Here is a 14771-nt window from a genome sequence, read left to right on the forward strand (position 1 = left end):
ATCTCCTTTAATCTTGAGTCGTTTCGAAGATACTGTCTAAGAGAGTTCGATTGCGAACTTCAATTTCTTCGATCGTGCAGCCCTGTTCTTGCAAGGCTTTCCATACCTGGCTAGCTTCTTTGGTTGTGAAGGAAAGAGCATTTTGCTTGATTTCAAGCTCTTGAACCTGGTCCAAAGTGCTGATAAATTCCTGATAAGTTAGAGGTAACGTAAAATGTTTTTCTTGTTCTTCACCACGCATGGCATAAGGCGTCGTATCGCGAATCAATTCTCCCTTATGGAGAACCAAAATGCGGTCAGCCGTATGCTCCACCTCTTCGATATAGTGAGAAGAATAGACAATGGTGACACCTTTTTTCTTTAACTGATTGACAATTTCCCAAAAATGCTGACGTGTCGAGGTATCCATGGCAGCAGTTGGCTCGTCTAAAAATAGAATTTTCGGACGACCTATTAAAGACAACACAAAAGAGAACAAACGTTTTTGCCCACCAGACAACTTGCCCGCTAGTTGATTTTTCTGCTTGTCTGAGAATCTTAGCAAGTCATCAATTTCTTTGTCTGAAAGGCTGTCGGGATAAAGTGACTTGAAAAATGATAGAAGTTCTTTCACTTTCAAGCTTTGAACAACTGCATTTTCTTGAGGCAAGACAGAAATAAGCTGCTTTAATCGAGGATCTGTTGGAGCAAAGCCTTGAATGGCGACCTGACCTGAGCTCATGAACTTGTCCCCCAAGAGGCAATCAATCAAGGTTGTTTTTCCTGCTCCGTTAGGCCCAATCAAGGCGACACATTCACCATGATGGATTTCAAAAGAGATGTTCCGCAAGATCTCCTTGTCTTTTATTTTCTTACTCAATTTCTCAACTTTAATCACAGTCATGAGATTCTCCTTTCAACCACTTCATTCCCATAGGGAAAACAACGAAAATCATAAATCCAAAACCCCAAGCACCACGAATAAATTGGCGAAGCAAGGTTTGGTCAAACCAACCAGTAAACATTTCCACTAACCATACTAAGAGTGACAGGCCGATAAAGAGATAGATGATTGTTTTTTTCATTCCTCAAACTCCTTTTTCACATCTCTGACCAATTTCAAACCTTCTCTGACAAGCCAAGACATCATTCCAAAGCCAGCAAAGAGCTCCCAAGGAAAATGGTAGAAACCCTCGTCCAATCCTGAAAACATGAGATAGGTCATAACTCCTGCTGCTACTAAACTCACTGCGACAATCATTTTATTTTTCATTTCTTCTTCCTCCATTTCATACTTCAATTATAGTCCTTTGAAGTTAGAGGAGCTAGATGCTTCTGTCACTAGGAAATATGACAAATGTCATAAAAAAAGAAAGTTGCAAAATCAACTTTCTTTTTAATCGATTAAATTTTTATTCCACACTGAAAAGATATGGATATACAGGTTGTTGACCTTGGTGAATCTCTACTTCAACATCTTCAAATTCCTCTGCGATTTCTTGGGCGATTTGGTTAGCCAATTCTTCACTTCCATCTTCACCAATATAGAAGGTTACGATTTCACTATCTTCGTTCAACATATGTTTCAATGTTTCTGTCAAGGTTTGATGCATGTCAGGGTTTGACACGAGGATTTTCCCATCGACCATACCAAGATTGTCATTTTCATGAATTGCTAATCCATCGATAGTTGTATCACGAACGGCTGTTGTTACACTACCACTTACGACATCACCAAGGGCTGCAGTCATACGTTCTTTGTTTTCTTCGATTGATTTGCTTGGATCAAAGGCAAGAAGACTGGTCAACCCTTGAGGAATTGTACGTGCTTCTACAACAACAGCAGGTTGTTCAAGCACTTCAGCCGCAGACTGAGCTGCCATAAAGATATTTTTGTTGTTTGGCAAGAAGATGATGTTGCGAGCATTGACCTGTTCAACAGCCTTGATAAAGTCTTCTGTTGAAGGGTTCATCGTCTGCCCACCTTCGATGACATAATCCACACCTTGGGCACGGAAGATATCTGCTAAACCTTGACCAGCTACTACTGCGATAAGGGCATACTCTTTTGTTTCAGCAGGCTTGTTTCCTTGAGTTGCTTCTTTTTCAACTTGCGCCTCGTGTTGATTACGCATATTGTCCACTTTTACCTTGATCAAGCTACCATATTTGAGACCTTCTTGCATGACAAGACCTGGATCTTCTGTATGGACGTGAACTTTGACGATTTCATCATCATTGACAACAAGTAGAGAGTCACCTAAGTCATTCAAGTAGTTACGGAATTCATCGTAGTCAAAGTCCTTAGAATAAGTTGGACCTTGTTTGAGAGCTACCATGATCTCTGTACAGTAACCGAAGGTAATATCCTCAGTTGCCACATGCCCTGCTACAGACTTGTGGTGCTCTGCATTGATCATTTCACTCATGTTGGCAGGAGTCGCTACAAAGTCTTCAGAAGCACTGTATTCACCAGTAAGAGCTGAAAGGAAGCCTTCGTAGATGAAGACCAAACCTTGACCACCTGAGTCTACCACACCAACTTCCTTAAGGACTGGAAGCATTTCTGGTGTCTTAGCCAAAGCTGCTTTCGCGCCTTCCAAGGCTGCACGCATGACCTCAACAGTATCATCTGTTTGCTCCGCTTTTTTCTTGGCACCAATGGCTGCACCACGAGAAACTGTTAAAATAGTTCCTTCGACTGGTTTCATAACTGCTTTATAAGCTACTTCGACACCGGATTGGAAGGCAAGAGCCAAGTCTTGACCTGTTAATTCATCTTTTTCCTTGATAGCCTGAGAGAAGCCACGGAAGAGCTGAGAAGTGATAACCCCTGAGTTCCCACGCGCACCCATCAAGAGCCCTTTGGCAAGAATGCTCGCTACTTCTCCAACTGTAGAAGCAGGCTTGTCTGCTACTTCTTTGGCACCATTTTCAATGGTCATTCCCATGTTTGTCCCAGTATCTCCATCTGGAACTGGAAAGACGTTTAATGAATTGACATATTCTGCTTGCTTATTCAAACGAGTTGATGCAGCCTGCACCATCTCTTGGAATAAACTGGTAGTAATTTTTGACACGATTATTCTCCTACAACTTTGATATTTTGAATGTAGACATTCACAGTCTGAGCAGTAATTCCTAGTTGATTTTCTAAACTAAAACGAACACGCTCTTGAATGTTTTTTGACACTTCGCTTATCTTTACTCCGTAGCTCAATACGGTATAAACATCAACTGCAATGCTACCATCTTCGGCTGCCTTCACGACAACACCCTTAGAATAATTTTCCTTACCAAGGAGGGCTTGGAAATTGTCTTTGAGGGCATTTTTACTAGCCATACCGACCACTCCAAAAATCTCGGTTGCGGCACCACCTACTACGGTTGCAATCACTTCATCTGTCAGTTCGATTTGACCATCTTTTGTATTAATTTTTACAGTCATTTTTTTTACCTCAACTAGTTGATACTCTATTTTATCATATTTCAGCCCAAGTGTAAAAGCAGAATGCTGTATTGGCGGATATTTACTCTATTTTTCAAATGATTTTATCCATAGAGCAAAAGAAAAAGACCTAAGCGGTCTTTTCATCTTTATTAAACGCGTTCAACTTTACCTGATTTCAAAGCACGAGCTGAAGCCCAAACTTTTTTAGGTTTACCATCGATAAGAACAGTAACTTTTTGAAGGTTTGGTTTTACGGCACGTTTTGTTTGGTTCATCGCGTGTGAACGGTTGTTTCCTGATACAGTCTTACGACCTGTAAAGTAACATACTTTAGCCATTGTGTTTTCCTCCTATTAGATCTAATATAGCGGATGTGCTAGCACCACATACCGTACTATGTTATCACACTTTCTCGAATTTATCAAGGGCCTAAACTATTTTTTTATTTAACGTAAACAACTCCAAGTTTACCAAAAGCGACTTCCCCACGGATAATCAAGGTTTTGTTTGTTGGCGCTACAGGAGCATCTGCCTTAGCTGCACCAAAGGAGGTTTCTACTTTCAAATCGACACGCCAGTGTTGTGGAACATAGACAGTTGCATTCCCGAAGGCCACTTCAATATTTAAAGTTGCAAAATCACCTAACATCTCTGCATTATCATAGTAGATTTTTGCATCTCCAAAAGCAACTTCAACTTGGTCATCTACAAGATCTTGATCTTGCTTATAGAAGGTCCCACTACCAAAAGCGACTTCCTTATCCGTGATGACTGTTCGTTCACCGTTGTACCACCATTTTTTCCCGTACCAAAACTTACTTGAGCGAGTGAGATATCCGACACCTAGCACTGCTAAGATACTAGCCCAAAACAAAGACTGGTTTGGAATAGGCAAAATGTTATAAAAATGATTGGCAATCATGAGGGCTACTAGAGCGGTAAAAACTGCCGATGTTAGATGACGACGAAGCAAAGCCTCAACTGATTGGTAGGCAAAAAAGACGATACCGATCAAGGGCCATATTTTGCCATCCAAAGAAGGGATTCCAAAATTTCCTTGCAGCAAGATCCAGGCTGCTAAAACCAATAAAATAATACCAAATGCTTTCTTTTTCATGTTTTTTACCTCATGTTTCTTAGATTTTCTTTTAGGAGGGACTGGTAATGTCGTGAGACATGAACCTCCTTGTGCGTCTGATAAAAGGAAATGGTGCCCGTTCCTGAAAAGGACTTGTCCACTGAGTAAATCTGACGGATGTTTGCAATGGTCGACTTGGATACCCGACTGAAATAGCGAGGCAAGATGGTCTCCAACTCATAGAGCTTGAGGCGAACCTCATAGGCTTCTTTCTGGGTATGGGCGTAGATCTTGCTCCCTTCTGTTTCAAAGAAGAGAATTTCTGACAGGTCTAGATAATATTCACCTGTTCCCTTGTAAAAAGTTAACCTCGGAGCCTTTGACTCTTGCAAGAGCCGTTGCAAGTCTGCAATTTCATCTGTCAAAGCAGGGGTCTTGATGACAATTTCAGTCTCCTCTAAATTGCCGTCAATCTCAATTCGTAACTTCATCACATCTCCTTTCTGACTCTACTATATCAAAGCTAAGTTAGGAATACAAGGGTAAAAAAGCAAGTGGTCAATATGAAGCAGTAAGTGGTTGTAGGACTAGCTTAACTTACATGTCAGAATGGGAAGAAAAGGAACCCCCACACCAGACCGCAAATATAGCCAACCAAGACGTCCTTTGGATAATGCACACCCCCTAAAACCCTCACCAATCCCAGCAAAGCTGAAAAGAGCAGGCATGCTAAGCCAACAGGTAGACTAGCATGCAGACAGGCCATGGAGATGATGGTTGCCGAAAAGACATGGCGACTGGGCATCGACTGTCCCGAACTATCCTTTTCAAGCAGAGGACTGATGTCCCAAGTTTCATAAGGTCGCGGGTGGTTGATTTTCTTACGAAAAAGAGACAAAATCACAAAGCCCGAGGCAGGGATAAACAAATAAATCCCAACTTGCTGACCCAGTCCTAGTTTCAGGTAAGTGGTGACTAGCAAAATCAGATAGACCAGGGGCATGGTGACTGTCATCAAGCGATTAAAACTGCGTAACAGAAATAGAAGGGTGGGATGACTGGTGAGCCTGGAGCTGATATTTCGATACCATTCTTGATAATTTTTCATTTATACTTCTCATTCATTACCTTGTTTTTGTCTACCGGTGAGGCATTTGTCTTCTAGTATAGTGCAGAAAAAGAAGGCCGTCAAGCCTTCTTTAGATTTATTCTTCTGCTTCGTCTTCTGTAAATTGACTATTGTACAAGTCAGCGTAGAAGCCACCTTGCGCCATCAACTCCTCATGGTTTCCTTGCTCAATGATATTGCCATCTTTCATGACAAGAATCAAGTCGGCATTACGAATAGTTGACAAGCGGTGGGCGATGACAAAGGAAGTTCGACCCTCCATCAAACGGTCCATAGCTTTTTGAATCAACTCCTCTGTACGTGTGTCGACTGAGGATGTCGCTTCATCCAAAATCAAGAGCGGTGCATCTTTCAACAAAGCACGAGCAATGGTTAAGAGTTGTTTTTGTCCGACAGACAAGGTCACGGTATCGTCCAAGATAGTGTCGTAACCGTCTGGCAAGGTCATGATAAAGTGGTGGATTCCCACAGCCTTGCTGGCTTCCATCATCCGCTCATCACTGATGTCTGTCTGATTATAGATCAGGTTCTCTCGAATCGTTCCCTCAAAGAGCCAAGTGTCTTGCAAGACCATTGAAAAGGCATCGTGTACTTCCGAGCGCTTCATGTCCTTGGTATCAACACCATCAATACGGATGCTTCCCTCATCAATCTCATAGAACTTCATCAAAAGATTGACAATGGTTGTCTTACCAGCTCCAGTCGGTCCAACGATTGCGACCTTTTGACCTGCATGAGCTGTCGCAGAAAAGTCATGGATGATGGTGCGCTCTGGTGTATAGCCAAAGGACACGTGATCAAAGACTACTTCCCCTTTCATGTTGCTCAATTGTCTTTCCTTATGAGATTCATCTTGCATCTCTGCTTCAGCCAAAAATTCTAATACACGAGTCATGGCTGCACTCGCTTGTTGCAAGCTCGTAATCCCTTGGGCAATCTGTGACAGAGGTTGAGAGAAGGTCCGTACGTAAATCATAAAGGCTACGATAATCCCTATAGTGATATGCCCTTCTAACGCCAGCGCGGCCCCAACGATGATGACTAATACATAACTAAAGTTCCCAACAAAAATCATGGCTGGCATCATGATACCAGAGATAAATTGAGATTTCCAGATACTGTCATGCAAGTCTTGGTTTAAACCAGCAAATCTCGCTTTGGAGGTATCTACTGCGTTGTAGCTGGTCACTACATTGTGTCCAGAGTACATCTCTTCCACATAACCATTGACGGCTGCTAGATTATTTTGTTGAGCTTTAAAATAACCCTGTGACTTGGCCATGATTACGGAAACCGCTGCAAAACCAACAAGGGTTGATACAACGGTTACCAATGCCAAAATCCAGTTCATCCCAAACATGGTCACCAAGACAGCAATCAACAAGAAACTAGCTGAAAGAACTGTCCCTAGACTTTGGTTGAGAGATTGCGCTGCTGTATCCACATCATTGGTCACGCGCGAAAGGGTATCTCCTTGTGAATGACGGTCAAAATAGCCAAGTGGCAAACGATTAATCTTTTCAGCGATAGCCGTCCGCAAGCGTTTTGAAAAATGTTGGATACTCGTTGAAAAGATATAGGCCTGTGTATAGTTAAGGATGGCGCCAAATACATAGAGAATCACTAAAAAGCTAGCAATACTTGACACAGCCTCTAAATCAATTCCTGTCATCAAGCCATCTGAAATCAAGTTAGTAATTTCTTTAATCTTAGTTGGACCATAAACGGTAATGATACTTGAAATGACTGCAGCCACAACTGCTATTAGGAGAGGGAGTTGGAGGCCTGCCATATAAGGTTTGCACTGTTTCCAGACCGAAACTTTTTTATTTTCCATGTTCCAATTCCTCCTTCGATAGTTGTGAGTAGGCAATTTCTTGGTAGACTTCGTTGGTTGCAAGAAGTTCCTTGTGGGTGCCTTGTCCCACGACTTTACCTTGATCCAAAACTAAGATCAGGTCGGCGTCCATAATAGTAGAAATCCGTTGCGCTACGATGAGCTTGGTCATGGATTTTGTTTTCTCAGCTAGCTCTTGGCGAAGGACACGATCTGTCTTGTAGTCCAAGGCTGAGAAAGAGTCATCAAAGATGAGAATCTCTGGTTTACGAGCCAAGGCACGCGCAATGGCCAAACGCTGTCTTTGACCTCCTGAGAAGTTGGTTCCACCTTGGGCTACTTCTGATGCAAGACCTGCTTCCTTATCCTCTATGAAGCTTTTAGACTGGGCCAATTCAAGGGCTTGCCACATAGTAGCTTCGCTTAGAGGAGTTTCTTTGCTCTTACCAAAATCTAAGTTCTCCTTGACATCTCCAGAAAAGAGCACAGCTTTTTGAGGAATATAACCAACCTTGTTGCGCAAATCTTCCAAGTCATAGTCTTGAACATTAACTTCGTCCACTAGGATTTCTCCATCTGAAACGTCGTAAAAACGAGGTAAGAGGTTGACTAGGGTGGACTTACCTGATCCAGTCGATCCAATGAAGGCTACGGTTTGACCCGCTTCTGCTTTGAAAGTGACATGTTCCACGACTGCTTCAGAATTTTTAGAGTAGCGGAAAGTCACATCACGGAATTCCACTTGTCCTTGAATTAAAGGATCCGCCGTCTGTGCATGACTAGGATTTTCAATAGAAGGATGCAGATCCAATACTTGATTGATACGTCCTGCCGAAACCAAGGTACGAGGAAGAACGATAAAGAGTGCTCCCATGAGAAGGAAGCCCATCACGACCTGCATAGCATAGGACATGAAGACCACCATATCACTAAAGAGTGGCAAACGTTCTGCCAAACTTGCGTCGTTGATGATATAGGCACCAATCCAGTAAATGGCTAAACTTAGTCCACTTGAAATGGCCATCATGATCGGGTTCATAATCGCCATCAATCGATTGACAAAGAGGTTGAGACGCGTCACTTCATCATTGGCTGCTTCAAATTTTTCATCTTGGTAATCTTCCGCATTGTATGCACGAACAACTCGAATCCCAGTCAAGCTTTCACGAGTGATGCTATTGAGTTTATCTGTCAATTTTTGGATGACAGATTGTTTTGGAAAGGCCAGAGTCATGAGAATAGTGGTCATCAAGACATTCACAATAACAGCCACAACGACTGCCCAGAGCCAGTATTCCGACTTCCCAAGGATTTTTCCAATGGCCCAGATGGCCATGATAGGCCCACGAGTCACTACCTGTAAGCCCATAGTAAAGAGCATCTGAATCTGAGTGATATCATTGGTCGTCCGAGTCAAGAGACTTGGGATTGAAAAACGTTTGATCTCTGTCTGCGAAAAATCCAAAACCTGATGAAATACATCAGTGCGTAGATGGGTTGTATAGGATGCTGCAACGCGAGCGGCAAAGAAACCAACCATAACAGATGAAAAGAAAGCCAATAAAGACAAACCAATCATCTTCGCAGCTGGTGACCAGAGTGCATCCAACTGCGTTCCAGACGTTCCAAGTAACTCTGTAATTTGTGAAATGTAGGTCGGTACCTCTAACTCGAGATAGACCGAGAAACAAGTGAAAAGAATCGTAAGGACAATCATCCCCCACTCTTTTCCTGTAATACGTTTAGCGAGTTTCTTCATTCTCTCCTCCTATCTTCTCAACATTTTCTTGCAACTGACCGAGGACCTTTTCAAAAATTGCCAAGTCCGACTTTGAAACACCCTCTAGCAGACTCTGATCAATCCGATCAAAAAAAGCCTTAACTTCTTGCATCTGCGAACGCGATTTATCCGTCAAGCGAACAAACTTTGCCCGCTTATCACTCGGGCTGACCTCTAGCTCAACCAAACCATTTTGTACCATGCGCTTGACTAGATTACTCGCAACAGATTTAGTAATATTGAGTTCCTGCTCGATATCCTTAATTAAGACCAGATTTTCAGACTGTTCTTGGCAATCTAAAAAACGCAGAACCTGCCCCTGCGGTCCACCCATAAATTCAATGCCACATCGCTTGGCTTCTTTCTGTACCATCAGATGAACCTGGTGTCCAAAGCGTTTAAACATCAACATTGGCTTGTCCATGATTGCTCCTTTCTCACGATTGAATATAGTTCTCAGGAGAACTAATTAAGTTTCCATGAGAACTATTTTATCACTTTCAGAAGAGATGTCAAGAAAAAAGTTTCCTAGAGAACTATTTTAGTCTGAATTGACATTGGAGAATATTTTCTCTATAATAAACACTAGCTACCGTGGATAGGAATCCATTCACTCGATGAAGGGAGAAAACGTTCAAATGAAACCAGAAGAACAAAAAGTTTTAGGGATTTTAGCAACCATTTTTGGAGCCATCGCACTTTTAGGGTCCTGGATCCCGTTTATTAACTATCTATCGTTTTTCATCGCTATTGTCGCGTTGATCTTAGGTATTATCGGACTTATTGCCAATCTCAAAAAACGGAAAACAATGGCCATTATCGGAACATCTCTCGCAGTTGCTTCTGTTGTACTTTTCTTTACGACCCAGATACTGTACGCTAATGTCTACAAAGATTTTATCAGAGAGTTTAACCGTTCCTATAGAGAAGCTAGTTCCTCAATGGAACGCGACTTGACAGATGATACCATTGATTCACTCCCCGAAGATGAGGAAGAAGACGATACCTTCACTTGGACACAAGAACAGTTCGACGCTTTAATTGAAGGTGACCTTGATAACAAAGGAAAAGGTGGTACCAACTACAAGGATATTATCAAAAAACACGGACTGCCAGACTCCGAGTTTGATTCCACTATTGAGGGCTACGACACAAAGAAAATTACCTATATTGGCATTGATGATAGAATCAAGACCGTTACTCTAACCTTTGTAAAACAGGATAATGGTCAACTCTTACTAGTTCATAAAATAGCTGTAGGCCTAGGAGAAAGCCAGCAGCAAAGAGATTCTGGAACCAGAATCTAATCTCAAATATAAAAAGCGAACAGCTAGCAAGTCTGTTCGCTTTTTTATTAGAATCCATCGACATTTGTGTAGATCTTTTGGACGTCCTCATCATCCTCAAGAACGCTGTAAAGTTTTTCAAAGGTTTCCAAATCTTCACCTGACAACTCAACTTCTGACTGAGGAATCATTTCCAATTCAGTCACTTGAAATTCTTCAATACCAGACTCACGAAGGGCAACGATAGCCTTATGAAGGTCTGTTGGAGCTGTGTAAACAGTGATTGTTCCTTCTTCCGCTTCTACATCATCCACATCAATATCTGCTTCAAGCAACAATTCAAAGATAGCATCCGCATCATCACCAGCAAATACGATAACACCCTTGTTGTCAAAGAGGTAAGAAACAGAACCTGAAGCACCCATGTTTCCGCCATTTTTACCAAAAGCAGCACGAACGTTCGCAGCTGTACGGTTGACGTTTGAAGTCAAGGTATCCACAATCAGCATAGAACCATTTGGTCCAAATCCTTCGTAACGTCCTTCTGTAAAGGTTTCGTCTGTGTTTCCTTTTGCCTTATCGATAGCCTTATCAATAACGTGTTTCGGCACTTGCGCTTGTTTAGCACGATCGATAACGAATTTCAAAGCAGTGTTTGATTCTGGATCTGGTTCCCCTTTTTTAGCTGCTACATAGATTTCTACACCAAATTTTGCATATACTTTAGAGTTAGCTCCATCTTTAGCCGTTTTCTTGGCTACGATATTGGCCCATTTACGTCCCATTAGGAATCTCCTTTTTTCACATTTTAATCTTTCTTATTATAACACAAGTCTAGCTGATTTTCACTAGAGGAAATGGATTTTCTTTTGCAAAGCAAGCTAGGCTTTCCCTCCGACTGCCACGATTTTCTTGCCTTCTTTTATCCAAGGGTGTCGGGAAAGGGAGAAGTAAAGTTGGACAGTCATCACAACCCAGAGTAGCGGTTCACAGAGAATAACACCTGTATAGCCTGTCCAAGGAATAATCCAAGCTACGAAAATAATTTTCCCAAACAATTCTATAAAGCTAGATATAAGTGGCAAAAGTTTTTGGCCTAGTCCCTGCAAGCTATTTCTATAAATCAATAAAAGGCTTAAAAATGGATAGAATACCGAACTGATACATAAGTACAAGGTCCCGTTTTCTACCAAATAGCTGTCTGTCGAACTCGCCAAGAAAGAAACTAGGCTAGGACTGGCAAAAAATAGGAAAACACAGGCAAAGGCCGCCCAAGACATACTCAAATAGCTCCCTAAACGAAGACCTTGAACAATACGTTCGGGACGTTTCGCCCCAAAGTTTTGAGAGATAAAAGTCGTCATCGATGCTGAAATAGCTGTCATTGGCAGCAAGGCAAAGGCCATGATTCGCCGTGCTGCCGTTTGAGCACTGATAATGACTGCACCAAAACTATTGACAGAGGATTGCAAAATGACACTTCCGATAGAGACGATTGACCCCATCAGACCCATGGCTAGTCCCTGCTCCAAGAGATCCACATAGAGAGCCTTATTCCATTTGAAATGTTTCAAGCCTGGAAGAAGCTCTGGAACACTCTTACGAATATAAAAATAACAGAGAATAGCTGACAGACCTTGCGAGATAATAGTCGCAAGACCAGCAGACTGAACACCCAGATGCAGTTGCGTAATAAAATACAAATCCAAGATCACATTAACGATAGCTGAGAAGATAAGAAAAGCAAGAGCCGCAAGGCTATCACCAATCGAGCGCAGTAAGCCTGCAAAAAGATTGTAAGCAAAACTAACCCCTACACAGGTAACAATCATGGAGATGTACTCATAGGATTGAGGAAGGATTTCTACAGGTGTCTCTAAATATTGCAAGAGTGGATAAAGACCGAAGAAGCCTATCAGCATGACAAGAGCACTCAGGATGGCACCCAGAATCCAAGTTGCTGCAACAGCTTCTTTAATCTTAGCAAAATTACGAGCACCGTAAAGACGAGCGATGACAACTCCCATCCCATTTCCAACTCCGAGGGCAAAGCCGATAATCAGATCAAAGATAGCCGTCGTTGCTCCTACTGCTGCTAGGGATTCTTGTCCAAGGAACCGCCCTACAATCAAGACGTCAGCTGTATTATATAGTTGTTGGAAGATATTGGACAACAGAATTGGAAGGGCGAAGCTCAAAAGTGAGGGAAGAATGGAGCCATGAATCAGGTCCACTGTTCGTTTTTTATTCATAAAGATATTATATCAGCTTTCCAGAGGACCGACAAGATTCTTTAACGAATCCTGAAATCAATTGCTTACAGAGAGACAATTTGCTATAATCAAGAAAAGGAGGTCATTTATGAGTTTGACCAGTCAATTAATAACCGATGTGTTTCCAGATCTTGATAAAGTTGAAAAGCTAAATAACGAAGCTTTCCCCGAGGAAGAACGAGTCCCTCTTTCTGAGTTTTTGCGCTATCAGGACCGAGATGACGCCCACTTTTTTGCTTTTTATAACGAAGAAGAATTTGTTGGCTTTGCTTTTGCCATCTCCAACCAAAATGCCTTCTATATTAGCTTTTTTGCCATCATGCCTCACTTAAGAAGTCACGGGTACGGGAAGGAAATTATCGACAAACTAACTGATTTTTACCAGCGGACCATGTTGCTTGAAGTGGAGCGATTGGATGAAGAATGCGATAACTTGGAACAAAGAAAAGCTCGTATGAGCTTCTATCAACAAAATGGCTTTAAAACAGCTAACGCTTTTCTAGAGTATGATGGCTTGAGTTTTGAAATTCTCTACCGCGGTGACCATTTCGACGAGGAAGCCTATCGCGACATCTTCCAAAAATTACAAGATGAACATTATTTTGACTTTCATATCAAATACAGACGCTTTAGTGATCATTAGTTGTTTCAAGGAAGAGAAGTCTAATGAACTTTCTCACGATAAAACGCATAATATCAAGGTTATGAATACTTGATATTATGCGTTTTTATAATTTTGAAATCTTTCCCTAGTTTTATCTTTATTCTTCAATTTCGATTTCAAGTCCATCGCCTAGGTCAAGCGTCACTTCTTGGTTAGGTGCTAGATCTTCTGCGACAGAAGTAGGAACGGTTCCCTCTTCATCTTCAATCAAACCGTATTGAACACGAACCTGATGGTCAATCTCATCAAAAATCTCTGGGTGATCTGCCAAGTATTTCTTAGCATTCTCTGATCCTTGCCCGATTTTTTCACCCTTGTAAGAGTACCATGCTCCTGCTTTTTGGATAATATCGAGATCACTTGCAATCTTCAAGAGCTCACCGGTCTTAGAAATCCCTTCTCCGTACATGATTTCAACAAAGGCTTCCTTAAATGGTGGAGCCACCTTGTTTTTCACGACCTTAATTTTGGTTTCCTTACCGACATTGGTATCTTTTTGGTCACCAGTTCCCTTGATTTGTGTGCTTCCACGAACATCCAAACGGACTGAAGCGTAGAATTTCAGAGCACGTCCACCAGGTGTTGTTTCAGGATTTCCAAACATGACCCCAACTTTTTCACGCAACTGGTTGATAAAGATGGCAATTGTTTTGGTCTTATTGATAGAAGCACCAAGTTTACGCATGGCCTGGCTCATCATACGAGCTTGCAAACCAACGTGACTATCTCCAATATCCCCATCAATTTCCGCACGAGGTACAAGGGCCGCAACTGAGTCGATAACGACGAGGTCAACTGCACCTGAGTCAATCAATTTTCCTGCAATTTCAAGGCCTTGCTCACCTGAGTCTGGCTGTGACAAGAGTAACTCATCAATGTTCACACCAAGGGCTGCAGCATAGGCTGGGTCAAGAGCATGTTCCGCATCGATAAAGGCTGCAATACCACCTTCTTTCTGTGCTTGCGCGACAGCGTGAAGGGCAACCGTTGTCTTACCAGAAGACTCTGGTCCATAAATTTCGATGATACGTCCCTTAGGATAACCACCTGAACCAAGAGCAATGTCCAGAGCCAAGGACCCTGAGCTCATCACTTGAACTTTTTGCTCCGCACGCTCGCCCAAACGCATGATTGAGCCTTTACCAAAGTCTTTCTCAATCAATTTAAGAGCATCGTTCAAGGCTTTTTCACGATCCGCTCCAAACTTTTTTGAAATTTCATCTAATTTTTTTGGTTTTTTCGCCATTCTATTCTCCTATATTCTACTGGTCCTTAGACCTATTTACTATTATAT

General features: G+C 42.0%; 17 protein-coding genes. 2 read left to right on the plus strand and 15 right to left on the minus strand.

Annotation, left to right across the window (positions count from 1 at the left end; translation table 11 throughout):
- Positions 1-7: 7 nt before the first annotated feature.
- From B7725_RS09545 to B7725_RS09600, 12 genes are all read right to left on the minus strand, one after another.
- The gene (locus B7725_RS09545; protein ID WP_084875921.1) at positions 8-883 is read right to left on the minus strand and encodes an ABC transporter ATP-binding protein; all 876 of its coding nucleotides are present in this window, start codon (positions 881-883) and stop codon (positions 8-10) included.
- Positions 870-1064 carry a hypothetical protein gene (locus B7725_RS09550; protein ID WP_061865285.1) on the minus strand — a complete coding sequence of 65 codons (195 nt, stop codon included), beginning with the start codon at positions 1062-1064 and terminating at the stop codon, positions 870-872. Before B7725_RS09550 ends, B7725_RS09545 begins: the two co-directional genes overlap by 14 nt.
- Positions 1061-1267: a hypothetical protein gene (locus B7725_RS09555; protein WP_000390701.1), complete on the minus strand. Its 207-nt coding sequence runs from the start codon at positions 1265-1267 to the stop codon at positions 1061-1063. The genes B7725_RS09550 and B7725_RS09555 overlap by 4 nt, the downstream gene beginning before the upstream one ends.
- A 124-nt stretch (positions 1268-1391) precedes the next feature.
- Entirely contained in the window at positions 1392-3059 is a 1668-nt protein-coding gene (locus tag B7725_RS09560) for a DAK2 domain-containing protein (protein WP_084875923.1), read from the minus strand.
- A 2-nt stretch (positions 3060-3061) separates the two neighbouring features.
- On the minus strand, positions 3062-3427 hold the full coding sequence (locus B7725_RS09565; RefSeq protein ID WP_000216438.1) for an Asp23/Gls24 family envelope stress response protein: 366 nt from the start codon (positions 3425-3427) through the stop codon (positions 3062-3064).
- Positions 3428-3579: 152 nt separating this feature from the next.
- Positions 3580-3768, minus strand: coding sequence for a 50S ribosomal protein L28 (gene rpmB, locus B7725_RS09570; RefSeq protein WP_001140948.1), 189 nt, complete (start codon positions 3766-3768; stop codon positions 3580-3582).
- A 104-nt stretch (positions 3769-3872) separates the two neighbouring features.
- The gene (locus B7725_RS09575; protein WP_084875924.1) at positions 3873-4547 is read right to left on the minus strand and encodes a LiaF transmembrane domain-containing protein; all 675 of its coding nucleotides are present in this window, start codon (positions 4545-4547) and stop codon (positions 3873-3875) included.
- Positions 4548-4552: 5 nt separating this feature from the next.
- Positions 4553-4999, minus strand: a complete 447-nt coding sequence (locus B7725_RS09580) for a LytTR family DNA-binding domain-containing protein (RefSeq protein WP_084875926.1) — start codon at positions 4997-4999, stop codon at positions 4553-4555.
- A gap of 113 nt (positions 5000-5112) precedes the next feature.
- Entirely contained in the window at positions 5113-5616 is a 504-nt protein-coding gene (locus B7725_RS09585; protein WP_084875927.1) for a phosphatase PAP2 family protein, read from the minus strand.
- A gap of 97 nt (positions 5617-5713) precedes the next feature.
- Positions 5714-7474 (minus strand): ABC transporter ATP-binding protein, encoded by a 1761-nt coding sequence (locus tag B7725_RS09590; RefSeq protein WP_084875929.1) that lies wholly within the window; start codon positions 7472-7474, stop codon positions 5714-5716.
- A complete protein-coding gene (locus B7725_RS09595) occupies positions 7464-9233 on the minus strand; it encodes an ABC transporter ATP-binding protein (RefSeq protein ID WP_084875930.1) in 1770 nt (589 codons plus the stop codon). Before B7725_RS09595 ends, B7725_RS09590 begins: the two co-directional genes overlap by 11 nt.
- Positions 9217-9678 (minus strand): MarR family winged helix-turn-helix transcriptional regulator, encoded by a 462-nt coding sequence (locus B7725_RS09600; protein ID WP_084875932.1) that lies wholly within the window; start codon positions 9676-9678, stop codon positions 9217-9219. The genes B7725_RS09595 and B7725_RS09600 overlap by 17 nt, the downstream gene beginning before the upstream one ends.
- 193 nt (positions 9679-9871) lie before the next feature.
- On the opposite strand from B7725_RS09600, the gene B7725_RS09605 reads away from it, so the two are divergent.
- Positions 9872-10561 carry a DUF308 domain-containing protein gene (locus B7725_RS09605; protein ID WP_084875933.1) on the plus strand — a complete coding sequence of 230 codons (690 nt, stop codon included), beginning with the start codon at positions 9872-9874 and terminating at the stop codon, positions 10559-10561.
- A 47-nt stretch (positions 10562-10608) separates the two neighbouring features.
- Here the strand turns inward: B7725_RS09605 and B7725_RS09610 are convergent, their stop codons facing one another.
- Both B7725_RS09610 and B7725_RS09615 read right to left on the minus strand, forming a co-directional pair.
- On the minus strand, positions 10609-11325 hold the full coding sequence (locus B7725_RS09610; RefSeq protein WP_000532898.1) for a YebC/PmpR family DNA-binding transcriptional regulator: 717 nt from the start codon (positions 11323-11325) through the stop codon (positions 10609-10611).
- A gap of 96 nt (positions 11326-11421) precedes the next feature.
- Positions 11422-12792: an MATE family efflux transporter gene (locus tag B7725_RS09615; RefSeq protein ID WP_084875935.1), complete on the minus strand. Its 1371-nt coding sequence runs from the start codon at positions 12790-12792 to the stop codon at positions 11422-11424.
- A gap of 109 nt (positions 12793-12901) precedes the next feature.
- Here B7725_RS09615 and B7725_RS09620 point away from each other — a divergent pair, with 109 nt between their 5' ends.
- Complete coding sequence (locus B7725_RS09620; protein WP_000060288.1) at positions 12902-13456, plus strand: GNAT family N-acetyltransferase; 555 nt, start codon at positions 12902-12904, stop codon at positions 13454-13456.
- Between the two features lie 118 nt (positions 13457-13574).
- Here B7725_RS09620 and recA read toward each other — a convergent pair whose 3' ends face one another.
- Positions 13575-14723 (minus strand): recombinase RecA, encoded by a 1149-nt coding sequence (gene recA, locus B7725_RS09625; protein ID WP_001085448.1) that lies wholly within the window; start codon positions 14721-14723, stop codon positions 13575-13577.
- Positions 14724-14771: the final 48 nt, after the last annotated feature.

Source organism: Streptococcus oralis subsp. tigurinus (assembly GCF_002096275.1).
GTDB classification, from domain to species: Bacteria; Bacillota; Bacilli; order Lactobacillales; family Streptococcaceae; genus Streptococcus; species Streptococcus oralis_CN.